Origin of the sequence: Prauserella cavernicola (genome assembly GCF_016595675.1) — a bacterium.
GTDB lineage: Bacteria > Actinomycetota > Actinomycetes > Mycobacteriales > Pseudonocardiaceae > Prauserella_A > Prauserella_A cavernicola.
The window spans coordinates 622,762-645,294 of record NZ_JAENJH010000003.1 but is presented as its reverse complement, the minus strand read 5'-3'; the positions used below and the strand labels follow the sequence as shown (position 1 = coordinate 645,294).

The 22,533-nt window shown below is 69.9% G+C and carries 21 protein-coding genes and 1 tRNA gene; 12 read left to right on the top strand and 10 right to left on the bottom strand.

Annotation, left to right across the window (positions count from 1 at the left end; all coding sequences use genetic code 11):
• The first annotated feature begins 2 nt into the window (after window positions 1-2).
• On the top strand, window positions 3-1,154 hold the full coding sequence (locus tag JHE00_RS16455; RefSeq protein ID WP_200318921.1) for an acetyl-CoA C-acetyltransferase: 1,152 nt from the start codon (window positions 3-5) through the stop codon (window positions 1,152-1,154).
• Between the two features lie 402 nt (window positions 1,155-1,556).
• Here JHE00_RS16455 and JHE00_RS16450 read toward each other — a convergent pair whose 3' ends face one another.
• From JHE00_RS16450 to JHE00_RS35880, 7 genes are all read right to left on the bottom strand, one after another.
• Window positions 1,557-2,612, bottom strand: a complete 1,056-nt coding sequence (locus tag JHE00_RS16450) for an NAD(P)H-dependent flavin oxidoreductase (protein ID WP_200319361.1) — start codon at window positions 2,610-2,612, stop codon at window positions 1,557-1,559.
• Window positions 2,612-3,346 (bottom strand): CoA-transferase subunit beta, encoded by a 735-nt coding sequence (locus JHE00_RS16445; protein WP_200318920.1) that lies wholly within the window; start codon window positions 3,344-3,346, stop codon window positions 2,612-2,614. Before JHE00_RS16445 ends, JHE00_RS16450 begins: the two co-directional genes overlap by 1 nt.
• Window positions 3,343-4,206, bottom strand: a complete 864-nt coding sequence (locus JHE00_RS16440) for a CoA transferase subunit A (RefSeq protein WP_200318919.1) — start codon at window positions 4,204-4,206, stop codon at window positions 3,343-3,345. Before JHE00_RS16440 ends, JHE00_RS16445 begins: the two co-directional genes overlap by 4 nt.
• The gene (locus JHE00_RS16435; protein WP_200318918.1) at window positions 4,206-4,955 is read right to left on the bottom strand and encodes an enoyl-CoA hydratase family protein; all 750 of its coding nucleotides are present in this window, start codon (window positions 4,953-4,955) and stop codon (window positions 4,206-4,208) included. The genes JHE00_RS16440 and JHE00_RS16435 overlap by 1 nt, the downstream gene beginning before the upstream one ends.
• Entirely contained in the window at window positions 4,955-5,866 is a 912-nt protein-coding gene (locus tag JHE00_RS16430; RefSeq protein WP_307831964.1) for an SDR family oxidoreductase, read from the bottom strand. Before JHE00_RS16430 ends, JHE00_RS16435 begins: the two co-directional genes overlap by 1 nt.
• Window positions 5,863-6,630: an SDR family oxidoreductase gene (locus JHE00_RS16425; protein ID WP_200319356.1), complete on the bottom strand. Its 768-nt coding sequence runs from the start codon at window positions 6,628-6,630 to the stop codon at window positions 5,863-5,865. The genes JHE00_RS16430 and JHE00_RS16425 overlap by 4 nt, the downstream gene beginning before the upstream one ends.
• 86 nt (window positions 6,631-6,716) lie before the next feature.
• Entirely contained in the window at window positions 6,717-6,974 is a 258-nt protein-coding gene (locus JHE00_RS35880; RefSeq protein WP_200318917.1) for a hypothetical protein, read from the bottom strand.
• Window positions 6,975-7,242: 268 nt separating this feature from the next.
• Between JHE00_RS35880 and JHE00_RS16415 the strand changes: the two genes are divergently transcribed.
• Window positions 7,243-9,078, top strand: coding sequence for an AMP-dependent synthetase/ligase (locus JHE00_RS16415; protein WP_200318916.1), 1,836 nt, complete (start codon window positions 7,243-7,245; stop codon window positions 9,076-9,078).
• A gap of 42 nt (window positions 9,079-9,120) precedes the next feature.
• On the opposite strand, the gene JHE00_RS16410 is transcribed toward JHE00_RS16415, so the two are convergent.
• The gene (locus tag JHE00_RS16410) at window positions 9,121-10,038 is read right to left on the bottom strand and encodes an SDR family NAD(P)-dependent oxidoreductase (RefSeq protein WP_200318915.1); all 918 of its coding nucleotides are present in this window, start codon (window positions 10,036-10,038) and stop codon (window positions 9,121-9,123) included.
• Between the two features lie 397 nt (window positions 10,039-10,435).
• Here JHE00_RS16410 and JHE00_RS16405 point away from each other — a divergent pair, with 397 nt between their 5' ends.
• From JHE00_RS16405 to JHE00_RS16385, 5 genes are all read left to right on the top strand, one after another.
• Complete coding sequence (locus JHE00_RS16405; RefSeq protein ID WP_200319354.1) at window positions 10,436-11,611, top strand: MFS transporter; 1,176 nt, start codon at window positions 10,436-10,438, stop codon at window positions 11,609-11,611.
• A gap of 831 nt (window positions 11,612-12,442) precedes the next feature.
• A complete protein-coding gene (locus JHE00_RS16400) occupies window positions 12,443-13,633 on the top strand; it encodes a GGDEF domain-containing protein (protein ID WP_200319352.1) in 1,191 nt (396 codons plus the stop codon).
• Window positions 13,634-13,736: 103 nt separating this feature from the next.
• Window positions 13,737-15,914, top strand: a complete 2,178-nt coding sequence (locus JHE00_RS16395) for a phospholipase A2 (RefSeq protein ID WP_200318914.1) — start codon at window positions 13,737-13,739, stop codon at window positions 15,912-15,914.
• Between the two features lie 126 nt (window positions 15,915-16,040).
• Entirely contained in the window at window positions 16,041-17,738 is a 1,698-nt protein-coding gene (locus tag JHE00_RS16390; RefSeq protein WP_443678456.1) for an LCP family protein, read from the top strand.
• A 187-nt stretch (window positions 17,739-17,925) separates the two neighbouring features.
• The gene (locus JHE00_RS16385) at window positions 17,926-18,402 is read left to right on the top strand and encodes a helix-turn-helix transcriptional regulator (protein WP_200318913.1); all 477 of its coding nucleotides are present in this window, start codon (window positions 17,926-17,928) and stop codon (window positions 18,400-18,402) included.
• Window positions 18,403-18,447: 45 nt separating this feature from the next.
• Here JHE00_RS16385 and JHE00_RS16380 read toward each other — a convergent pair whose 3' ends face one another.
• Window positions 18,448-19,917, bottom strand: a complete 1,470-nt coding sequence (locus JHE00_RS16380; protein ID WP_200318912.1) for a flavin-containing monooxygenase — start codon at window positions 19,915-19,917, stop codon at window positions 18,448-18,450.
• Between the two features lie 117 nt (window positions 19,918-20,034).
• On the opposite strand from JHE00_RS16380, the gene JHE00_RS16375 reads away from it, so the two are divergent.
• Window positions 20,035-20,613, top strand: a complete 579-nt coding sequence (locus tag JHE00_RS16375) for a TetR/AcrR family transcriptional regulator (RefSeq protein ID WP_200319348.1) — start codon at window positions 20,035-20,037, stop codon at window positions 20,611-20,613.
• A gap of 236 nt (window positions 20,614-20,849) precedes the next feature.
• On the top strand, window positions 20,850-21,407 hold the full coding sequence (locus tag JHE00_RS16370) for a hypothetical protein (protein WP_230424467.1): 558 nt from the start codon (window positions 20,850-20,852) through the stop codon (window positions 21,405-21,407).
• A 1-nt stretch (window position 21,408) separates the two neighbouring features.
• Here JHE00_RS16370 and JHE00_RS16365 read toward each other — a convergent pair whose 3' ends face one another.
• Window positions 21,409-21,630 carry a DUF3618 domain-containing protein gene (locus JHE00_RS16365; RefSeq protein ID WP_200318911.1) on the bottom strand — a complete coding sequence of 74 codons (222 nt, stop codon included), beginning with the start codon at window positions 21,628-21,630 and terminating at the stop codon, window positions 21,409-21,411.
• Between the two features lie 114 nt (window positions 21,631-21,744).
• Here JHE00_RS16365 and JHE00_RS16360 point away from each other — a divergent pair.
• From JHE00_RS16360 to JHE00_RS16350, 3 genes are all read left to right on the top strand, one after another.
• Window positions 21,745-21,818, top strand: a tRNA-Leu gene (locus JHE00_RS16360).
• A gap of 167 nt (window positions 21,819-21,985) precedes the next feature.
• The gene (locus tag JHE00_RS16355) at window positions 21,986-22,156 is read left to right on the top strand and encodes a hypothetical protein (protein WP_200318910.1); all 171 of its coding nucleotides are present in this window, start codon (window positions 21,986-21,988) and stop codon (window positions 22,154-22,156) included.
• Window positions 22,153-22,515 carry a hypothetical protein gene (locus JHE00_RS16350; RefSeq protein WP_200318909.1) on the top strand — a complete coding sequence of 121 codons (363 nt, stop codon included), beginning with the start codon at window positions 22,153-22,155 and terminating at the stop codon, window positions 22,513-22,515. The genes JHE00_RS16355 and JHE00_RS16350 overlap by 4 nt, the downstream gene beginning before the upstream one ends.
• Window positions 22,516-22,533 lie beyond the last annotated feature (18 nt).

Genomic DNA, 22,533 nt, shown 5'->3' with positions numbered 1-22,533 from the left:
TCGTGGCCGAGGCCTATCTCATCGACGCAGTGCGCACGCCCGTCGGCAGGCGCGGCGGAGCGCTGGCAGGCGTGCACTCGGCGGATCTGGCCGCGCACGTGCTGAGGGCGCTGGTCGAACGCAGCGGCGTCGACCCCGCGCTCGTGGACGACGTGATCCTCGGCTGCACCGACACCCTCGGTCCGCAGTCGGGCAACATCGCGCGCACCGCGTGGCTCGCGGCGGGCCTGCCCGACCACGTCGCGGGCGTGACCGTCGACCGGCAGTGCGGGTCGTCGCAGCAGGCGGTGCACTTCGCGGCCCAGGCGGTGCTGTCGGGCACGCAGGACGTCGTGGTGGCGGGCGGAGTGCAGAACATGAGCCGAATCCCCATCAGCGCGGCGATGCTGGCCGGGCGCGAGTACGGCTTCGACGACCCGTTCTCGGGGTCGAAGGGCTGGCAGGAGCGCTACGGCAGCGTGGAGGTCTCGCAGTTCCGCAGCGCCGACATGATCGCCGGGCACTGGGACCTCACGCGCGAGGACCTGGAGGCCTACGCCTACCGCAGCCACCAGCGCGCGCTGACCGCCGCGGCCGAGGGACGCTTCGAGCGGGAGATCGTGCCGTACGAGGGGTTCGCGGCCGACGAGGGGCCACGCGCCGACACCACGCCGGAGAAGATGGCCGCGCTGAAGCCGTTGAGCGAGGGCTCGCGGCTGACCGCGGCCGTGGCGAGCCAGATCTCCGACGCGGCGAGCGCGACGCTGCTCGCGTCGGAGTCGTTCGTCCGCGAACACAGCCTGACCCCGAGGGCGCGCGTGCACCACATCTCGGTGCGCGCGGCCGATCCGGTGTGGATGCTCACGGGCCCCATCCCCGCGACGGCGCACGCGCTGCGCAAAACGGGCCTGACCATCGACGACATCGACCTGTTCGAGGTCAACGAGGCGTTCGCGAGCGTGGTGCTCGCGTGGCTGGACGAGACGGGTGCCGACCCCGACCGGGTCAACGTCAACGGCGGAGGGATCGCACTGGGCCATCCCATCGGCGCGACGGGCACGAAACTCCTCGCGACCCTGCTGCACGAACTGGAGCGCACGGGCGGCCGCTTCGGCCTGCAAACCATGTGCGAAGGCGGAGGCACGGCAAACGTAACAATAATAGAACGCCTATAACCCACCCGGCCGCGAGCCGTGCACCCCGACCCGCGAGTCCCCCACTCCGGTCCGCGAGTCCCCCGCTCGGGAGCGCGAGTTCCCCGCTCCGGAGGGCGAGTTCCACGTTGGGGCACGCGACTGGCCCGTTCGCGAGCCTCGACTCGGCGATTCGCTCATGGCGCCCGCGTAGACCTCTTGCCATCGCATCGCGGTTTTCACGAACGGGCGCTTCGCGACGCTCACTCCAGCGGATCGGATCGACATCGCCCAGCGACGGTCCGGGCCTGTGGCCCAGAAGGAGGAACTCGCCGCCGAGAGCGGGGAACTCGCGGGCTGGAGCGGGGAACTCGCGCGCTGGAGCGGGGAACTCGCGCGCTGGAGCGGGGGACTCGCGCGCTGGAGTGGGGGACTCGCGGGCGGTTACTCCGTTAGCTGCGTGGGGAGGCGCTTCAGGGTTGTTTCCGCTTCCCTCACCAGTTGCTCCACCAGGGCCGCCACCGTGGGTAGGTCGTCGAGCAGGCCCACCACCTGGCCCGACGCCAGCACGCCCGCGTCCGTGCGACCCTCCACGAGCCCCGAGCGCAGGAGCATCGGCGTGTTGGCCGCCATCACCACCTGGCTCCACGTCAGCTCGTTGGCGCGCTTCATCGCCAGCCCCTCCCGCACCATCCCCGCCACCGACAGCCCCGTCAGCGACCGGAACCGCACGGCGTTGCGCGCCGCCTGCACCAGCGACCGCACGCGGCCCGCCGACTCGAGCCGCTCGACGAGTTCCGTGCGCAGCACCCGGTGCGGCAGCCCGTCCACTCGTCGCGTCACGACCGTCCCCGCGAGCCCGCGCTCCAAATAGGACCGCTTCACGTCGTCGGGCACCGTGCTGTCGCTCGTCAGCAGGAACCGCGTGCCCATCGCCACCCCGGCCGCACCGTACGCCAGCGCCGCCGCCAACCCGCGTCCGTCGAAGAACCCGCCAGCCGCGACCACCGGGATGTCCACCGCGTCGAGCACCGACGGCAGCAGCAACGTCGTCGCCACCGCGCCCGTGTGCCCGCCGCCCTCGCCGCCCTGCACGATCACGGCGTCGGCGCCCCAGCCCGCCACCTTCTCGGCGTGCCGCGCGGCCCCGACCGAGGGGATCACCACCACGCCGTTGTCCTTGAGCTTGGCGATCTGTTCCTCGCGCGGAGCCAGCGCGAACGACGCGACCCGCACCCCCTCGGCGATCAGCAGGTCCACACGCTCACCCGCGTCGGCGGCGTCGGCGCGCAGGTTGACGCCGAACGGGTTCGCCGTGCGCTTCTTGGTCTCCGTGATCGCGGCGGCCAGCTCGTCGAAGGTCATCGTCGCCGAAGCGAGGATCCCCAGCCCGCCGGCTTCGGCCGTCGCCGACACGAGCCGCGGCCCGGCCACCCAGCCCATTCCCGTCTGCACCACGGGATGCCGCACGCCGGTGAGCCGCGTCAGCGCGGTGTCGATCACGGCCGCACTTCCCTGTCCCGCGTGCCGGACGGGTCGAGCACGTCCCTGATCAGCCGAAGTTCCTCGGAACTCGGCTGCCGGGTCACGCCCGCCGAGTCGAGCTCGACCTCGAAGGACGTCGCCTCGGCCACCTCGCCCGCCTCGACGCCGGGATGCAGTGACACCGCCCGCATCGCGTGGTCGCTCCCGCCGAAGTCGAACACTCCGAGGTTGGTCACGACCCGGTGCACGTCGTGGAACCGCTGCGCCGACGGACCCGCCTTCGCCGCGCTGTCGTAGCCGACACCCGACACCACGTCCACGTTCTCGACGAACACGCGGCTGCTGTGTTTCGGCACCCAGTAGCTCGTGCGGTGGTTCACGGTGTTTCCGGGCGCGCCGCGCACGCCGAGCAGCTGCTTGACGGGCCGCGCGTGCTCGCCGATCGCGGAGATGTTCTGGTTTCCGTAGCGGTCGATCTGATTGGCGCCCATGACGACGTGGCGCCGCCCGTGGGGCACGATCACCTCGAGCATCTTGCGAAACGGCTGCCAGCCCTCGAGCACCCCGTCGCCGTCGAGCAGGTGCGCCTCGCCGTCCGACAGCAGCAGGTCTGGCTCGAACGTGAGCCGGGCGAGCCGCGCGCCCAGCGACGGCACCAGTCCCATCGGGCTCACGAGCAGCTCGCCGTCCCCGCGGAACAGCTCGGCCACCGCGACCACCGCCACCTCGGCCCTGCTCGCCTCGTTCACGTCGCCTCCTTCGCGAACCGGGCGACCTCGGCCTGGTACGCCTTCTCGTCGCCGGACAGGAACCGGTCGGCGAAGTCCGGCCATCGCTCGGGATCCTTGGCGCAGTCGGCGTAGTGCCTCTGGAACCGCTCGTCCCGCCCGTAGTCGGGCACCGCGGTGGTGAAGTGCGCGCCGCCCGGCGACTCGACCACACCATCTACAGTGGACCTGTTGAGCAACAGCGACTGCACGGGCGCCTCAGCCGTCAGCTCCGCCGTGTCCACCACGCGCTCCACGGACACGAACCGCTTGCGCGCGGCGAGACAGAACAGGTCGTCGAAGTACGGGTCGGGGCCGAGGTACTGCGCGTTGCCCCGCGCGTCGGCACGGTTGAGATGCACGAACGCGACGTCGAGCCGCTGCGCGGGCACCGCCACCAGCTCCTCGCCATCGGAGTACGGCGAGCGCACGGTGCGCAGCCCGGGGTTCACGCGCAGCACGTCGGAGCCGAGCCCGGCCCGGGTCGGCAGGAACGGCAACCGTTGTGCCGCGGCGGAAAGCGCGGCGGCGAACATGCCCTCGTCGTACTCGGTCACCTCCACCGAGCCCGACTCGCGAGCGCGCCCGAACCACGGGTCGAACGGGATCGAGTCGAGTGTGACGAACCCGAACACGACGCGGCGCAGTTTGCCCGCCGAGGCCAGCAGGCCGATGTCGGGTCCGCCGTAGGACACCACGGTGAGGTCCTTCACCGGCGAGCGCAGGATCGCGCGCACCAGTGACATCGGCTTGCGGCGGGAGCCCCAGCCGCCGATGCCGATCGTCATGCCGTCTTCCAGTTCGGCGACGACCTCGTCGGCGGTCGCGGTCTTGTCGGCCATCATCCGTCCTTGTCGTCCAGGAACTTCTGGCGTGCCTCGTCGGAGGCGCCCAGCAGGTTCAGCTCGAACGTGAAGCCCTGCTCGAACCGGTAGCTGCGGTGCACGTCCTGCGGGTCGATGCCGTTGAGCGCCTCCTTGGCCGCCCTGATCACCCGCGTGTCCTTCTTCGCGATGTCGCGGGCGAGCTCGAGGGCGGCCTCGTCCAGTTCGGCGCGCGGCACCACGCGGTACACCGATCCGTAGCCGTGCAGCTCGGCGGCGGTCACCGTGCGCGCGGTGAAGTACAGCGTGCGCATCAGGTGCGGCGGCACGAGCCGCGCCAGGTGGGTCGCGGCGCCGAGCGCTCCGCGTTCGACCTCCGGCACCCCGAACGTCGCGTCGTCGGAGGCCACCACCACGTCCGCGTTGCCCACCAGGCCGATGCCGCCGCCGAGACAGAAGCCGTGCACGGCGGCGATCACGGGCACCGCGCAGTCGTACACAGCGCCGAACGCCGCGTGGCAGCCCCGGTTCGCGCCCACGAGCGCCGCGTAGCCGTCGCTGCGCTGGATCTCCTTGATGTCGACGCCCGCGTTGAACCCACGGCCCTCGGCGCGCAGCACGACGGCGTGCACGTCCTCGTCGGCACCCGCGCGTTCGATGGCGCGGGCCAGGTCGAACCACCCCTGCACCGTCAGCGCGTTGACGGGCGGGACGTCGACGGTGACGACCTCGATGTGGCTTTCGGTCCTGCTGCTGACGATTCCCATCAGGACGCTCCGTAGACGGGTTCGGGCGCCGGGGCTCGCTCGACGAGTCCGGCGACGACGGGGCCGAGTTCGGCGGGTTCCCAGCGGGCGCCCTTGTCCTCGGCGGGGCCGTGCCGCCAGGCCTGGGCGAGCGAGACCTTCCCGCCCTCGACCTCGAACACCCGGCCCGTCACATCCGCGGACTCCTCGCTGCCGAGCCACACCACGAGTGGCGAGACGTTCTCCGGTGCCATGGCGTCGAAGCCGTCGTCGGGCGCGGCCATCATGTCGGCGAACACGTCCTCGGTCATGCGGGTGCGCGCCGACGGGGCGATGGCGTTCACCGTGACGCCGTAGCGCGCGAGTTCCTCGGCCGCCACCACGGTGAGCCCGGCGATCCCGGCCTTGGCCGCCACGTAGTTGCTCTGGCCGACGCTGCCGAGCAGGCCCGCGCCGGAACTCGTGTTGATCACGCGCGCGCTCGGAGTGCGCCCCGCCTTGGCTTCGGCGCGCCAGTACGCCGCCGCGTGCCGAATCGGCGCGAAGTGTCCTTTGAGGTGCACGCGGATCACGGCGTCCCACTCGGGTTCGGCGAGGTTGACGAGCATGCGATCGCGCACCACCCCGGCGTTGTTGACGAGCACGTCGAGCCGGCCGAAGTGCTCGAGCGCGGAGGCGACCAGCCGCTGCGCTCCGGCGAAGTCGGCGACGTCGTCGGTGTTGGCGACGGCCTTGCCGCCGAGCGCCTCGATCTCGGCGACGACGTCGGCGGCGGGTCCCTCGCCGGTGGCGGAGCCGTCCAGCGCCGCCCCGACGTCGTTGACCACCACGTGGGCGCCCTCGGCCGCGAACCCGAGCGCGTGCGCGCGGCCGATGCCGCGCCCCGCGCCGGTGACGATCACGACCCTGCCCTGGCACAGCCCGCTGCTCACGTGTCCTCCCTGTGGTTGACGTCGGCGGCGGCGAGAAAGGCGGGAAGCTCGCCACCGCCGTGGACGAGCAGCGTGGCTCCGCTGACGTAGGACGCCAGTGGAGAAGCGAGGAACACCGCGCAGTGCCCGATCTCCTCCGGTTCGGCGAGCCTGCCGAGTGGCACGGTCCTGCCGACTGCGTCGACGGCGGTCTCGCTGCCGTAGTGGAGTTCGGCGCGCTCGGTGCGCACCATGCCGACGTCGAGTGCGTTGACGCGCACCTTGGGCGCCCATTCGACGGCGAGGCTCGCGGTGAGGTTGTCGATCCCGGCTTTGGCAGCGCCGTAGGCCGCGGTGCCCGGCGAGGGTCTGCGTCCGCTGACGCTGCTGACCATCACGATCGAGCCGCCGGATTCCTGGCTCTGCATCACGGCGTTGGCGTGCTGCGCGACGAGCAGCGGGGCCAGGAGGTTGAGTCCGACGATCTTGTCGTGGAACCGGGACGACGCGTCCTTGGCCAGCGCGTAGGGCGAGCCGCCCGCGTTGTTGACGAGCACGTCGAGCCTGCCATGTTCGCCGAGAACCTGTTGCACGAGTTGCTCGACCTGTGCGGGCTCACGCACGTCGCACTGGAGGAAACCCGGCTCAGGCCGCTCGGGCACGGTGCGGGCGCAGGTGAGAACCGTGGCGCCGCGTTCCCGGAAAGCACGGGCGATTCCGGCGCCGACACCTCGCACACCGCCGGTGACCAGCACGACGGCGCCGTCCTGCCTCAGGTCCGGCACTGCCACGGCCACCTCCGCTCGTCCACGTGCCTCAAAACTAGAACACGTTCTCGAAATGGACAAGCGTGCGAGTCGGTGCCGTCGACTCAGGGCGCGTCGGCGAACCAGCGCCGCCGGTTCGCCTTGCGGTCGAGCGGAGGACGCAGCTCCGGACAGACCTCCTGGACCTCCCGCACGAAGATGCTCGCGCCGACCGCGCCGATCCTGGGCAGCTCGCGGAGCCGCGAGCGCAGCGCACCGGGATCACCGTCGGCTCGAACGCGCATCCGGCGCAGGTCACCGCGGCAGGTGTCCAGCAACAGCCGAGCGCCGAGTGCCGTCGCCGTGCTCTCGTCGTAGCGCACCTAGTGACCCCGGAGTGCGTCGACACGGTCCTGCCACGACGCGTCGAGCATCGCCCTCGGTGTCGGCCAGCCGAATGCCCGACTCGCTCGCGTGGGTCCGCCCGGCGACGTGCAGCGGTCGCGCCGCGAGGCGCTCGCGCGCCGTGCTCATGTCATCGGCCCACCCGGGCGCACGGCCGTCCACACCGAAGCGATCCGGTCATCGTTCCCAAAAGTGATGTCGAGCACATAGGCTGTGCGGCCTCGACAACGATGCGAGGAGATTCCGTTGCCGTTCAACCAGAAATCGGTCGCGAGTGAAACCGACAAACTCACGATCCCCCAGCTGCTGCGCCGCAACGCCACCGAGTTCGCCGACAAGCCGGCGCTCACGTCACTCGACGTGGAGGACGCGCCGACGCTGACGTGGAGCCAGCTGCGCGACGAGGTCGCCGCCGTCGCCGCCGGGCTCGCCGGCCTCGGCCTGTCCTCGGGACAGCGCATGATCATCATGGCTCCGAGCAGGCCCGAGCACCTGATCGCCGACCTCGCGGCGACCAACCTCGGTGCCATCCCGTGCACCGCCTACTCGACGCTCAGCGGTGAACAGATCGCCTACGTCGTCAACCACAGCTCGGCGCGGATCGCGGTGCTGGCAGGCCAGTCCGAACTCGACCGGTGGCTGCCGGTGCTCGACCAGCTGCCCCGTCTGGAGCACGTCGTGGTCCTCGACCCGGTGGAGCTGCCGGCTGGCGACACCCGTTTCCTGCGCTTCGCCGAGCTCCGCGAGCGCGGGCTGGCCAGGCACGAGGCCGACCCGGAAGTCCTCGAGCGGGCGACCGCGGCGATCGCGCCGGACGACCCGCTGTCGATGATCTACACCTCAGGGACCACGGGCGTGCCCAAGGGCGTGGTGCTCTCCCACCGCAACGCGATCCACGAAGCGCTGGCCGTGCACTCGCTGCACAGCAGCCGGATGCACATGAAGAACATCGCCTACCTGCCGCTGGCGCACATCGCCGAGCGGGAGCTCTCGATCTATCTGCCGATCGTGTACGCGGGTCACGTGCACACCCTCGGCGACCCCGCGGGGCTCGTCGGCGCGCTCGGCCGGGTGCACCCCGACGTCCTCTTCGGCGTGCCTCGCGTGTGGGAGAAGATGGTGGCGGGCCTGAAGAACCTGCTCGCCGGGGTGCCGGAGGAACGGCGCACGGCGCTGCTGGAGGCCAACGAGCTGCTGCAGCAGGGCTACAAGCTGCGCAGCGCGGGCGAGGAGGTGCCCGCCGAGCTGGCCGCGCGGATCGACGAGGCCGACCGGACCGTGCTCGCGCCCGTCCGCCAGATGCTCGGGCTCGACAACCTCGCACTCGCCTCCAGCGGAGCCGCCGCGCTCCCGATCGAGGTCCTGTACTTCATCGCCGGGCTCGGGGTGGAGATCCAGGAGGTGTGGGGCCTGTCGGAGACCACGGGCGCGGCCACCTCCAACACCGCGGAGGGTTTCAAGGCGGGCTCCGTCGGCCGACCGCTCGCCGACATCGAGGTGCGCATCGGCGAGGACGGCGAACTGTTCGTCAGGGGCCCGATCGTGTTCCCCGGCTACCTGCAGGAGGACGGGTCGATCGAGCGAGCGACCGACGCCGAGGGGTGGTTCCCCACCGGCGACATCGGCACGATCGACGACGACGGCTTCGTCACCATCACCGACCGCAAGAAGGAACTCATCATCACGGCCGGCGGCAAGAACATCGCGCCGACCAGGATCGAGGGCCTGCTCAAGGAACACCCGCTCATCGGCCAGGCGGTGGCGATCGGCGACGGCAAGCCCTACGTCACGGCACTGGTGGTGCTCGACGACGAGATCGCGCCGGGCTGGGCCGCGTCGAAGGGCATCGACGCGGCCGAGGTCGCCGACCTCGCGAGCCACCCCGAGGTGGTGGCCGAGATCGACCGCGCCGTCGAGGCCGCCAACGAGCGACTGGCCAGGGTCGAGCAGATCAAGCGCTACCGGCTGCTGACCAAGGCGTGGACGCCGGAGAGCGGCGAGCTGACGCCCACACTCAAGCTGAAGCGCCGGATCATCTCGCAGCGCTACGAGCCCGACATCGTCGCGCTGTACGAGGTCTGAGGGTCGCTGCCCACGGCCCCGGCGGGACCGTGGGCAGCCCGCTCAGGCGCTGCGCAGCGGCGTCGAGGGACCCTCGGTCCACTTGCGCAGCCGCGGTGGCACGCGCTTCTCGAGGCCGTAGGGCTCCAGGTGGGCGCCGAACACCTCGTCGAAAGCGCGCTGCACGCTGTCGGAGTCCCACACCTGCCGCTCGAGGATCGGCGCCTTCAGGTACGGCTGGCCCATGATGTGCAGCTGCGGGCCGTTGCACCGGATCAGCTGGCCGGTGATGCCGTGCGCACCGTCGCCGAGCAGGAACAGCACCACCGGCGCGATCCGCGAGGGCGTCCGCTCGGGCGGACAGTTGCGCAGCGAGCGCTCCGACTTCCACACCATGCGGGTGTGCGCGAGCGGGCAGACCGCGTTCACCCGGATGCCGACGTCCTCCATGTCGAGCGCCCACGAGTACGTCAGCGACGCGACCGCGCCCTTACTCGCCGCGTACGTCGCGAGCTTGCGCTGGCCCAGCGAGGCGCCCGACGAGATGTTGACGATCGAACCGCCTCCGCCGAGCCGCACCATCGCGTCGGCCGCGGCCGTCCCGGTGTAGATGACGCCGAGGACGTTGGTCTCGATCAGTTCCTTGACCTGCGCGGGCTCGTCCTGCCACGGCAACGCCTCGTAGTTGAGGCCCGCGTTGTTCACCAGGCCGTCGACGGAGCCGAACTCCGACTCGCACAGTTCGATGATCGCGCGGGCCTGCTCCGGGTCGGCCACGCTGTGCCCGCTGGCCACGGCACGTCCGCCGTGCGCCCTGATGTTCGCCGCGGCGGCCTCGGCGAGCTCGCCGTCGATGTCGTTCACGACCACCGACGCACCCGCCTGCGCGGCATGCACGGCGAACGCCTCCCCCAGGCCCCGCCCGGCGCCGGTCACCACGACGGCTTTGCCCTCGAGACCTTTGAGCTGCTGCTCGTTCATCGTCATCTCCCACCCCTCCAGCGCAGGCCCACGCCCGGTCAACGCGTGCGGCCGGCGACTCTCCCAGTGTTCGTCACGGGAGAGCCCGTGGCCCACTGAGCTCGCCGAACGGCTGTCACACTGCGCCGAACGAGTGAGCGCTGATCGGCTCCGGGAAACTGCCGGGCGGAAGCGCGCGGCGGGCACGCTCCGCCGGGCGGACGCCGGTCCGCAGCGCGGCCCCCGTACTTTGGGCTGCGGGCGGATGGAGGAAGGGCGGACGCCGTTGGTCCCATCCGGGCGACGTTCGCTGTATGTCTCCCCGTAACCGGGGTAAAAATTAACGTTGGCTCGAGTGTTGCACGGGGTAATCGAATCAGTACAGGGTGACAGGGTGGGTACCAGCACGGCACCACGGATGAATGTCGCGTTCCGCAACCCGGAGTTCCGCGCACTGTGGCTGGCCGAAGCACAGTCGGTGGCGGGCGACCACCTCACCACGGTCGCGCTCGCCATCGTCGTCTACTCCCGCACCGGGTCCCCTCTGTGGGCCGCGGTGGTCTACGCCCTGTCCTTCCTGCCAGCGCTCGCGGGCGGGCTCGGGCTGTCCCAGCTCGCCGACCGGTTCCCGCGCAGGACGGTGCTCGTCGTCTGCGCCCTGATCCAGGCGGTGCTGGTGGGCGCCATGGCCATCCCCGGCACCCCGCTGGTGCTGTTGTGCGTGCTGATCGTGGGTGTGCGGCTGGCGGGCGCACCGGTGAACGCGGCACAGAACGCGCTCACCAGAGAGGTCTTCACCGACGACGAGGTCTACCTGCGCAGTCAGGACCTGCGCGGGATCACCACCAACGTCGCGATGCTCGTCGGCCTCGCCAGCGGTGGCGTGCTCGTGACCACCCTCGGCCCGTCACTGGCGCTCGGCATCGACGCGCTGACCTTCGTGGTGGCGGCCTTGGTCGTGCGCTGGCAGGTGCGCTGGCGGCCCGCGGCAGGCGATCCGGACGAGCCGTGGTTCGGCGCCGTCCAGTGGGTATTCGGCCAGCGCAGGCTCAGAGTTCTGCTCGCGTTCTCGTGGCTCGTCGGCCTCGCCGTGATCCCGGAGGGACTCGCCGCGCCGCTCGCACACCAGATCGGGGCGGGAGAACAGGCGGTCGGCTGGCTGCTCGCCGCCGACCCCGTCGGCTTCATCCTCGGCGCCTTCGTGCTCTCGCGCTTCGTCTCCGCCGAGAACCGGAGGCGGTACCTCGGGGTGCTCGCGACGGCCGCGGCCGCGGTGCTCGTCGGCTTCCTGCTCGAACCCGGACTGCCAATGGCACTGCTGCTACTGGCGCTCGCGGGCGCTGCGGGGGCCTACATCATCACCGTCGGCGCCACGTTCATCACCTGGGTTCCCAACGAGTTACGCGGCGGCGCGGGCGGGGTGTACCGCACCGGACTGCGGGTAGCGCAGGGGCTGGGGGTGGCGCTGGGCGGCGTCCTCGCGGAATGGGTCGGCTCCGCGACCACCGCTATCGCGCTCGCCGGCATCGCCGGTGTCGTTTTCACCGTGCCGGTCGCGCTTTCGTGGGCACGCGTCCGGACCATCGCCGGATAGTTCCGCCGCTGAGCGGGCACGAACGGGGAAAAACAAATGCGGGACATTCAGAAGTCACGACCAGACATCAGGGGCACCTCCTCGGTCACGATTAATAAGAATTGTCACTGTGAGTACTCATAATGACTGCGAGTGTTCAGAAATCACGGCCACGCACTTGCGGACACCTCCTCGGCCTTCCCGTCTCGTCACTCCACTTCCGACTACGCTTCCTCAGAAGTCACGACCGGCCACGACACACCTCCTTAACACTCGTTAACGATATTGCGGAACAGAACGTGTTTCAGAAATCACGACCGGTCACCGGAACCGCCTCCTTTACTTCGACAACCATCAGAGTTCACCTACGACAGGGCTCAGAAATCGCGACCGGACACGGGGCACCTCCCATTGAGCGCGCAATCAACCAACATGTGTTTGTTCTAGATCAGAAGTCACGGCCAGGCAAGGGAGAACACCTCCGATCGCCCTTTGAGCCGAGTGGTGAGCGTCCCGACACTACATGCCTCAGTGCTCACCTACACGACAGTTCTGGCGCGGTGAGATGATACCTGCTGTGGAGAGCGCCCCGTTCGCTCGCGGACGTGGTAGAGGGTACTTAACCGCCGGAACAAGCAACTCGGGGAGGTTTGGCGCGTGCCGCTCACGCCGCATGATCGGCCGCCGACGGCGCCTTCCGCCCCCGGTGGACGAGACCAGACGGGCGAGGCCGTGACAGGCCCCGCGCCTCCACCGAACGCACCGGATCCCGCGCCACGGCGTCGCCCGGTGGGCCCGCGCAAGTGGACGCTGTGGCAACGCCCCACACGGTTCATCGCGTTCCTCATCGTGATGGAGCTCGTGGCGATCGCGGGCTTCGTCGTCGCCTTCGCCACCGCCGCGACCCCGACGGGCACGGACTGGCTGCGCTTCGGGATCCTCGCCGCGGGCGCCACGGTGCACATCCAGCTCACCCAGCGGCAGGAGGAACGCAGGCGCAACCGCACCAAGACGGTGCTCATCGACCTGATCGCGGTCTGGGTCTTTCCCGCGGTACTCGTGCTGCCCGCGACGCTCGCGGTGCTGCTCGTGGTCCTGATCCGCGTCCAGCGCTGGTTCACGGCACGCCGCCCCGCTCACAACTTCGTCTTCTCGTCCATTTCGCACAGTGTGGCCGCCGCGCTCGCGGGAGTGGTCTATACCGCACTCGGACCGAGCGACTGGCACACGCTCACGGCTACCGGGTCGCTGCGCGAGTTCGCCCTCGTGCTCGTGGCCGCCGCGGTCTACGAGGGCGTCCAGCTGATCTACGTCGGCGGCATTCTCGCGCTCAGTGAGCCGAATCCCACGCTGCGCAACGTGCTGGGCAGCAAGGCGGACAACCTCCTCGAGGCCATCACCACAGGTCTCGGCGCGGTCACGGCGGTGCTGGTGGTGACGATGCCGCCGTCGGTCGTGATCATGGCCGTGGTCACGGTGTTCTTCAATCGCCTCGCCGAGCTCGACCAGTTGCAGGACGACGTGGTGACCGACCCGAAGACCGGGCTGCTCAACATGCGCGGCTGGTCGGAGTCGGCCGAGCGCGCGCTCACGCGGATCCGCCGCGCCGACGGCAACCTGTCGATGCTCATGATCGACCTCGACCATTTCAAGTGGATCAACGACAACTTCGGGCACCCGGCGGGAGACGACGTGCTCGGCGCGGTCGCCAAGGCGCTCGGCGAGGTCACCCGCCCCGCCGACATCGTCGGCCGCTTCGGCGGCGAGGAATTCCTCGTGCTGCTGCCCGACGCCGACGCCCCCGCGGCCGAGGTCGCCGCGGAACGCGTCCGGCACACGATCGCCGACCTGCGGATCGACACCACCGACAAACGCGGCGCGCAGACCACGATCACGGAGCGCACCACGTCCATCGGCGTCGCCGTCTACCCGGTGCACGCGAGCACCCTGACCGGGCTCATGCAGGCGGCCGACGCGGCCGTGTACGAGGCGAAGGAGAACGGCCGCAATCAGGTCCGCTTCGCCGAGTCCGCCGCACGGTAGGCTGAGCGGCACCGACTCGCTCTGACCAGGCCCGACCAGCTCTGACACTTTCGGGGGGTTACCCGGATGTCGCCTCCCGGCCACCGCTGACACCCTGGAGAACATGGCCGCTCCAACCGAGGAGATCGCGGCGCCCGTGTCGAGACGCGGGCGCGGTGTCCTCGGGACCTCGGCCTGGATCGTGCTCCTCGTGCTCGTGGTGACGGGCTTCGGTTTCGTCGCCTCACGATCGGAGGCACCGCCGGAACAGGGCCCGCCACGCGGCGACGTCGCGGCCGCACAGGGCGCCATCGACTCCCTGCTCGCTCCCGGTGACTCCCCCGACGCGCTCGGGCTGATTCCCGCCGACTTCGCCGACGTGACGGGTGTGCAGCCCGGCGAGGCGCGTGCGTTCGACGGCACGATGCGCGCCGTGCACGTCGACGGTGGCTGCTCGACTCCGTGGGGAGACGACGACACCCGCTGGGACTTCGGCACTCCCTGCCAAGCACACGACCTCGGCTACGACCTGTTGCGCTATGCGGAGAAGAAGGGGCATCCGCTCGGGCCCGAGGTGCGCGGGGCGCTCGACGACCGGCTCTCCGCCGACATGCACGCCACCTGCGAGACAAACCCGAAGGGCACGCCGCAGCTGTGCCAGGCCACGGCCTCGCTCTATTCGGCCGGAATCGTCGTCAACTCGTGGCATCAACGCTGGGGTCCACCGGTGGGCGAACCGTTGGTGCCGGTCCTCGCGGGCGTCGCCGTGATCGGCTTCCTCGTCTCGTTCCGGCTGCGCGGCTGGCTTGTCGCTCGGCGCAGCAGGCCGCTGGTCCCCGAGCAGCCAGCCAGGCCGGCCCCGGTTCCCGGTGGACGCTGGACACTGCTCGGAGTGGCGAGTATCGGGTTGCTGGTACTCGGCGAGGCCTCGGTCGCGCTCGCTCGCTGGGCGGGCGCCGAGGACGCGTGGCTCTCGCCGTTCACCTGGCTGACGCAGCTGGCGTTCGTCTTCTTCTTCGCCGCGGGGCACTCGAACCTCACGGGCTGGCTCGCGGTGCGCCGCTCCGGCGGGGGCTATCGCGAGTACCTCGCCCACCGCGCGAGCTGGCTGCTGCGGCTGACGCTCGTGTTCGCCGTGGTGGCCTTCGCCGTGCCCATCGCGCTCGAGCTGCTCACCATCCCGGACTCCACCAGCGCGGTGGTGGTCCGCATCGCGCTCCATCCGCTGTGGCTACTCGGCGTCTACGTGCTGACGATGGTGGCCGCGCCGGCTCTGCTCGCCCTGCACCGACGGGCACCGGTTCCGGTGGGGATCGCGCTCGTCGCGGCGTTCGCGCTCGCCGAGTTCCTCACGCCGGACCAGGGTGCCCCCGTGCTCGGCAACATCGCCGTGGTGTTCCTCGCGCTGCTCGCCCAGCAGCTGGCGTTCCTCCACGCGGGCCGGACTCGCGAGCGGTCCTGGCCACTGGCCGTGCTGTGCCTCGCCGGAGCGGCCGCGCTCGTCGCGGGCGCGGCGACGGGGCTGGTGCCGGCCACGCTGCTCGGCTCGCCCTCCGATCCGCCCGCGCTCGCCGGGCCGGTGCCGCCGGTCCTCGCGCTCGGACTGGTCCAGCTGGGCCTGCTCGGTCTGCTTCGCGCTCCGCTGTCCCGGCTGGCGGGCAGGACCGCCGTGCTGCGGGCGGCCGGGTTCGCCTCGCGCGCACCGATGACCCTGTACCTGCTCTTCCTCGCGGCCATGCTGGTCGTCGTGTCGGCGGTGTACCTGCCGGAGCGACTGGCCGCGGGGAGTCTGCGGGTCATCGTCGCCGTCGCCATGCTCACCGGACCCGCAGCGCTGGTGTTCTGGTGGTTCGAACGTCATCTCGGTTACCGGCCGCCGCCGTTGCCGTCCTGGCGGCCGGCCCCCGGGCGACTCGACCGGGGGCTCGGGCACGCGGCGGCGATGGCGGGCATCGGGTTCTCCACGCTGGGGGTCTTCGGGCTCGCGCTGAGCGGTTTCAGCGGTGCGGACGGTCAGAGCCCTGTGTTGCTCGCCGGGCTGCCGCTCGACCCGATCCAGAGCCTGGTGCACCTGTTGCTGGGCATGTCCCTGCTGCACACGGTGCGGACCGGAGTGAGCAACGCGCCGAGGACGTGGCTGCTGACCGCGCTGGCGTGCGTGCCTCCGCTGCTGGCGGTGACATCGGGTCCGAGCCCTGCCGCGCTCGGTGCGGTCGTGTACGCGGTCACCGGGCTGCTGGCCGTCGCGGTGGCGTTGGTTACCGTGTTGGCCGCCCGAGCGACGAGGGGTTACGCAACGTAATAGCAGCGCCCACACCCGAGTGGTATCGACCACAAAGGTGAAACGGTGTGCAACGCTTCGACAACCTCTGCCTTTGCTCGCACGTCCCACCATCGGATCGAACTGTCGACGAAAGGAGCCGCCGGCGTGGACTACCCGCCGCGGGACTCCCCGCGAGGCCGTGGTCCCGCGAGGCCGTCACAGGACCGCGCGGGCGGCCGCCCAGTGCCACCGCCAGGTGGCAGGCCCGCTCCGCCGCGCAGAGCCGCGGGCCCGCAGCAGCCGGGCCGCCGTCCACCGGCGGGCCACCAGGGGCGTCCTCCTGTTCCTCCGTCGCAGCAGCCGCCGCGCAGACCGGCTCCGCCTCCGCCGCCCCCGCGCAAGCGCAGCAGGATGCGCGGCCCGAAGATCATTCTGGCTGTGGTCTCCGCCCTCGTGATGGGGCTGACCGGCTACGCGTGGGCCGCCATGCAGGGTCTGGTCAACGGGCTGACCGTCGCCGACGTGATCGAGAACGACCCCGGTGAAATGCCCGCCGACGGCGCGCGCGACATCCTCCTGGTCGGAATGGACAGCCGCACCGACGCGCAGGGCAACCCGCTGTCCGAGGAGATGCTCGCGAAGCTGCGGGCCGGCGCCTCCGACGGTGAGCTGAACACCGACACGCTGATCTTCGTCCACGTTCCCAACGACGGCAGCAAGGCCGTCGCCATCTCGCTGCCGAGGGACTCCTACGTGGACATCCCCGGTTTCGGCGAGCACAAGATCAACTCGGCGTACGCGCGCGGTAAGGCCGCGGCCCGCACCGAACTCCAGGAGCAGGGCGTCACCGACCCCAAACAGCTCGAGGTCGACAGCAACCAGGAGGGCGCGAAGACCCTCATCAAGACCGTCGAGAACCTGACCGGTTCCACCATCGACAACTTCGCGTCGGTGAACCTGCTCGGCTTCTACGACATCACCAACGCCATCGGTGGCGTGGACGTGTGCCTCAACGAGCCGGTCGACGAGGTGAAGTCCGGCGCGAAGTTCGACGCGGGCCCGCAGTCGATCTCCGGGGTCGACGCGCTGGCGTTCGTCCGGCAGCGGCACGAACTGCCGCGCAGCGACCTCGACCGCGTCGTCCGCCAGCAGGTCTTCATGGCGGGACTGGCCCGCAAGGTGCTCTCCGCCGGCACACTCGCCGACCCCGCCAAGCTCAACGACCTGATCGGCGCCATCCAGAAGTCCGTGGTGGTCAACCAGGGCTGGGACCTGATCGGCTTCGCCCAGCAGATGCAGGGCCTCACCGGCGGGCAGATCGAGTTCCGCACCATCCCCGTGGTCGACCCCGCGTACGACACGCCTGAGGACGGCGAGGCCGTCCAGGTCGACCCCGACGAGGTGCGCGACTTCGTCCAGGGGCTCGCGGGCCCGCCGCCCGAGGAGAAGGACAAGGCACCCGCGCCTCCGCCAGAGGAGACCACGGTGGACGTGCTCAACGCGTCCGGCATCGAGGGCCTCGCGGGCAGTGTCTCCGAGTCGCTGACCGCCGAGGGCTACCTCCCCGGCGAGGTCGGCAACGCCACCTCGCGGTCGAGCACGATCGTCCAGGTGCCCGAGGGCCAGGAGGCCGCGGGCGAGAAGGTGGCCGGTTCGATCGGCGGCGTCGAGGTGGAGACCGACCCGTCGGTGCCTGCCGGTCACGTCAGGGTCCTGCTCGCTCCCGACTACACCCCGCCAGAGGAGTCGAGCGGCGCGGAGGGCGTCGCCGGGTCCGAGGTGCAGGAGCAGGCCGCACCCCAGCAGCCGCCGGAGGAAGAGGAGCCTCCGATCACCGCACAAGGCGTTCCCTGCGTCAACTGATCCGGGTGAGCCCGATCGGCCCCTTTTGTTACGCCATTCGGAGTACTTGGCCCAACTTTGTCAAGTTTTCCACCGAACTTGCGTAAGCGGAGTGAGCCGGAGGGCTTTCACTCGCGTGAAGAACGCATGCACTGTGCCGGCGCAGTCGGCGCACGGCATCGCACGCGGTGCGGGCAGGGGATCTGGAGTGCTGATCGACGCGGACGTCTACCAGCGGGTACTTGGCGAGGAACTACGCAAGCTCCGCAAACAGCGAGGATGGACGCGCAAGGAACTGAACCAGAGACTGCAGAGCGAGATCTCGCTGCAGACGCTCGCCACCTACGAGCTCGGCACGCGCCAGTGCTCGGTCGTGCGACTGGTGGAGCTGTGTCTCGCGATGGACGAGCTGCCGCAGAACCTGCTGGCGCGCGTCCACCGGCGGGTCTTCGGCGACGAACCAGGCCGGGTCAGACTGAACCTGGCCAAGGTGATCGCCGACGAGCAGCCCGAACTGCTGCCGCTGCGCCGCTGGGCCAGAGGAAGACTCGACACCGCAGGCGGCAGTCCCGAGATCCAGCTGGAGTTCACGGCGCTGGAACGAATGGCGGAACTGTGCGGACTGGAGACCCAGGACCTGATCGCCCGGCTGCGCAAGCTCTCGGGCCTCCCGCCCGGCTACTGACCCCTGGACCCCCGTCCCAGGGGTCAGTACGCCCCCCGGCGCGGCCTAGCGGCTCAGTTCGAAGTCGCTGGGGCGCAGTTTGCGGGTCTCCAGCCAGTACTTCCACGTGAAGCCGGGCCAGATCGTGCGGTTGACGCCCTGCGCGTCGAGGTACCAGCTGGTGCAGCCGCCTCGCGTCCAGATGCCGTTCTCGAGCTTGCGCTGGACGTCGCGGTTGAACTGCGCCTGGGCGTCGGCGCGCACCTCGATCGCTTCCGCGCCGCGCGACTCGGCGAACCGGATCGCTTCGGAGATGTAGCGGATCTGCTGCTCGATCATGAACACCACGGAGTTGTGGCCGAGTCCGGTGTTGGGACCAAGCAGGAAGAACAGGTTCGGGAACCCGGCCACCGTGATGCCCTTGTGGGTCTGCATTCCCTCGGTCGCCCACAGCTTGCCGAGATTGCGCCCGCCGACGCCGATGATGCCGAGGTCGTCGAACGCGTCGGTGACGTGGAACCCGGTTCCGTAGATGAGCACGTCGGCCTCGTGCTCGACCCCGGCCGCGTCGACCACGCTGTGCGGCCTGACCTCGGCGACGCCGTCGGTCACCACGTCCACATTGTCCCGGGCCAGCGCCGGATAGTAGTCGTTGGAGATCAGCACGCGCTTGCAGCCCATCACGTAGTCGGGCGTGAGCTTGGCGCGCAGCGCGGGGTCGTCGACGTGCTTGTCGATGTTGTGCTTGGCGAGCCGCTGCGCGAGCTTCATGATGCGCGGGTTGCCGTTGAAGCCGACGGCGCGCACCTCCAGCATCCAGTACAGGAGGTTGCGGTAGAGCCGTTGCGCTCCAGGGACCTTGGCGAAGAGCTGCTTGGCCCAGCCCGGCATCGAGTGGTCGGGCTTCGGCATGATCCACGGTGGAGTGCGCTGGAACAGCGTCAGCTCGGCCACGTCCTTGGCGATCTGCGGCACGAACTGCACCGCGCTGGCTCCCGTTCCGACCACAGCGACCTTCTTGCCGCTCAGGTCGACGTCGTGGTCCCACTCCGCCGAGTGGAAGCGCGGGCCCTCGAACCGTTCGATACCCGGCAACTCGGGAATCTGCGGCAGGTGCAGGGCTCCGAGCCCGGCGACGAGGTGGCGGGCGACGAACTCGTCGCCACCCGCGGTCGAGACGTACCAACGGTTCTCGTCAGTGTCCCACCGCGCGCCGGTGAGCTCCTGTCCGAAGCGGACGAAGCGGTAGAGGTCGTACTTCCTTGCCACGCGGCGCATGTAGTCGTGGATCTCGGGCTGTGGGGAGAACGACCGCGACCACCCGGGGTTCTGCTCGAAGGAGAACGAGTACATGTGCGACTGGATGTCGCAGGCGCAGCCGGGGTAGGTGTTGTCGCGCCAAGTGCCGCCCACGTCGTCGGCCTTCTCCAGGATCACGAAGTCCTCGCGGCCCTCCTTGCGGAGCTGGATCGCCATGCCCAGCCCGGAGAATCCGGTGCCGACGATGACGACTCCCGCCTCGGTGCGGTTGCCCATGCGCGCCTCCATGCCGCAGTTCCTGTTACTCGGAGTCCATCTTACTGGGAGTAGGTTACTTCCGGTAGAGTAAATGTCGTGAGCACGACTGAAAAGGCCCCTGCCCGCCGCAAGCGGATGCCGAGGGCACAACGCGAGCGGCAGATGATCGAGGTCGCCGAGGTCGTGTTCGCCGAGCGCGGGTACGCGGCGGCGTCGATGGACGAGATCGCGGAGCGCGTTGGCGTCTCGAAGCCGATGCTCTACGAGTACTTCAACTCCAAGGAAGGCCTGCTCCTGGCGTGCATCCGGGAGGCGAGGACCGAGCTGCGACAGGTGACCGAGCAGGCCGTGCTGGGTTCTGTCAATGCCGAGGAGGCAATGCGCGCGGGCCTGCACGCGTTCTTCGTGTTCATCCGCGAGCGCAGGCAGGCCTGGTCACTGGTCCGGCACGAGACCACCCTGGTCGGCACGTCGGCGGCCGAGGAGATCGAGGCGACCCGGCAACAACAGACCGACCTCATCGCCACGTTGATGAGCGGCTTTTTCAACGACGCGGACACTGTGCGTATTCAAGCCGCTGCGGAATTCGTGGTCGGCGGGTGTGAACGGCTCGCGATCTGGTGTGAGCGATATGACGATGTGACCCCGGATGTCGCAACCGAGTACGCGATGGACCTGCTCTGGGGTGGATTGCAGCGTCTCGCAAACCGTTAAGCGACCCAGTGAAATCGGGCTTTCACACGAAGTAGTGGGCCACTGAGAGTGTTCTCACGCTCAGTAGTACCCAACGGATCGCCGTATTGCTGGGGAACACAATTCGTAACAGAATCTGAACACGCGCCTGATGGGACTCAACCGATCGGGTTGTTCACGAACTGGCGTCACGAGGCGACGGCGAAACGGTCTTGTACTAGTGAAGCCGTACCCGCCGAGGAGGGGTGAGACTGGTGATGCAAGCGATCACCGCACGGTACGTGCAGGAGAACGAGAACTGGGCGATCACGGTCGCCGGGCTCGGCAAGGAGCTCAACGACCGGGCCCCGGGCATCATCGCCGCCCGTGACAGGGCCGACCAGCTGGTCGAGAAACTGGCACCCGAAGGTGCGACCCCGACAGTGGTCCACCTGATCAACGGCAGCGCACTGGAATTCACCTCGGCCTACATGACGGCGAGGCTGGCGAGGACCGAGCCCGCTCCGGTCGAGGAGACTCCGGCCACAGAGGCCCCGGCGACGCCGGAAGCCCCGGCAGCCGAGGCAGAGCAGCCCAAGGCCGACGAGAGGCCGGCCGCCGAGGACGCGCCCGCCGCGGCCTCCAAGCCGACCAAGGCCAAGGAGTCCAAGGGGAAGCGCTCCGTGCCGCGCAAGGAACTCAGCAAGAGCCCGGAACCCGCGGTCGAGCAGGGGGCGCGGGTGCGGGGGGCCGACGGCCGCTACAAGCGGCGCTCCGCCGGTGCGCCCGCGAGCGGCCTGCCGAACGCGGCAGGCTCCGCGAGCGCCACCGGCTGAGCTAGCGGACCAGCTTCCGCACCAGCAGCACCGCGATCAGCACTCCGGCGCCGATCAGCGGGAACTTCACCTTCGGCTCGTCGAGCTTCGCCCGCACGCTCGTGCGCGCGGAGTCGGCGAGCCGCTTGGGGCTGGCCTTGGTCCCGAGCTGGTCGAGCGTCGAGCCCAGGGCCTCCCTGGCCTTCTCGATGTCGCGTTCGATGGTCTCCGGATCGCGAGCCACGTGTCCTCCCTCGCCGAGCATGCTGTGTCAGCAGGCTAGATCACCGGCAGGCCGCTCACCCCACAGGCCACGCCGAGGGGTCGGCCGGGGCATGCCGCTAGGCTTCATCCTGTCGGGCCCGTAGCCCAATTGGCAGAGGCACACGGTTTAGGTCCGTGCCAGTGTGGGTTCGAGTCCCACCGGGCCCACTATTGTCACTCGGCTTCGTCGCGCGCGGCCCCCTTGCCGCGCGCCCTGGGGGCCAGGACGTCGATCTTCGTAACAGCGGCGTCTCGATCACCCACGAGGTGTGACGGTCCGGCCTGCGTAATCGATCTTCTCGGAGTTCTGCCAGTTCCCCGAGAAGGACTTCACCGTGGATCTCACCGAGGCCGACAGACCCGGCGACCAGCGACCCGACGTCGAGCCCGAGGAGCCGATCGACCCGGCCGCCTCGAACGACGCACCACTGGTCTCCTTCTTCGACGACGGCGACCTCGCGTACTGGCAGTGGGTGCGCTCCCACCGCCCGAAGGACCAACCGTGAACGGGCAGGCGTCGCCCTCGCCCGCGGTGTCTTCCGACCCGCCGCTGGGGCCTCGGTTCGTCGGGCAGGCCTGGACTTCACTCGCGCTGGGCGTCGTGGCGCTCGGTGTCGGGCCGTTGTTGTACGTCATCGATCTGCTGGGCGTGGTCGCCCTCGTGAGCATGCAGCTCGTCGGCCTGCCCATCCAGGTCCTGCTCGCCCTGCCCGCGATCGTCGCGGGCGTGGGCCTCGTGCTGGGTGCGATCGCCCTGTGCGGCACCCGAAGGGCGGTCGCCGGCATCGGCGTCGTGCTCTGCATTCTGAGCTGCGCCGTCACGCTCGCGAACCTGCTGTACTCCCAGCAGCTCGCCACAATATGACGGGGGCCAGAACCGGCG

What these genes read in the sequence shown, in the direction of transcription:
- JHE00_RS16400 (WP_200319352.1), top strand. Translation starts at nt 12,443, where the DNA reads ATGGAGCTCGTGGCGATCGCGGGCTTCGTCGTCGCCTTCGCCACCGCC.
- JHE00_RS16410 (WP_200318915.1), bottom strand. Translation starts at nt 10,038, where the DNA reads ATGAACGAGCAGCAGCTCAAAGGTCTCGAGGGCAAAGCCGTCGTGGTG.
- JHE00_RS16395 (WP_200318914.1), top strand. Translation starts at nt 13,737, where the DNA reads ATGGCCGCTCCAACCGAGGAGATCGCGGCGCCCGTGTCGAGACGCGGG.
- JHE00_RS16435 (WP_200318918.1), bottom strand. Translation starts at nt 4,955, where the DNA reads ATGGGAATCGTCAGCAGCAGGACCGAAAGCCACATCGAGGTCGTCACC.
- JHE00_RS16405 (WP_200319354.1), top strand. Translation starts at nt 10,436, where the DNA reads ATGAATGTCGCGTTCCGCAACCCGGAGTTCCGCGCACTGTGGCTGGCC.
- JHE00_RS16440 (WP_200318919.1), bottom strand. Translation starts at nt 4,206, where the DNA reads ATGGCCGACAAGACCGCGACCGCCGACGAGGTCGTCGCCGAACTGGAA.
- JHE00_RS16375 (WP_200319348.1), top strand. Translation starts at nt 20,035, where the DNA reads ATGCCGAGGGCACAACGCGAGCGGCAGATGATCGAGGTCGCCGAGGTC.
- JHE00_RS16370 (WP_230424467.1), top strand. Translation starts at nt 20,850, where the DNA reads ATGCAAGCGATCACCGCACGGTACGTGCAGGAGAACGAGAACTGGGCG.
- JHE00_RS16380 (WP_200318912.1), bottom strand. Translation starts at nt 19,917, where the DNA reads ATGGGCAACCGCACCGAGGCGGGAGTCGTCATCGTCGGCACCGGATTC.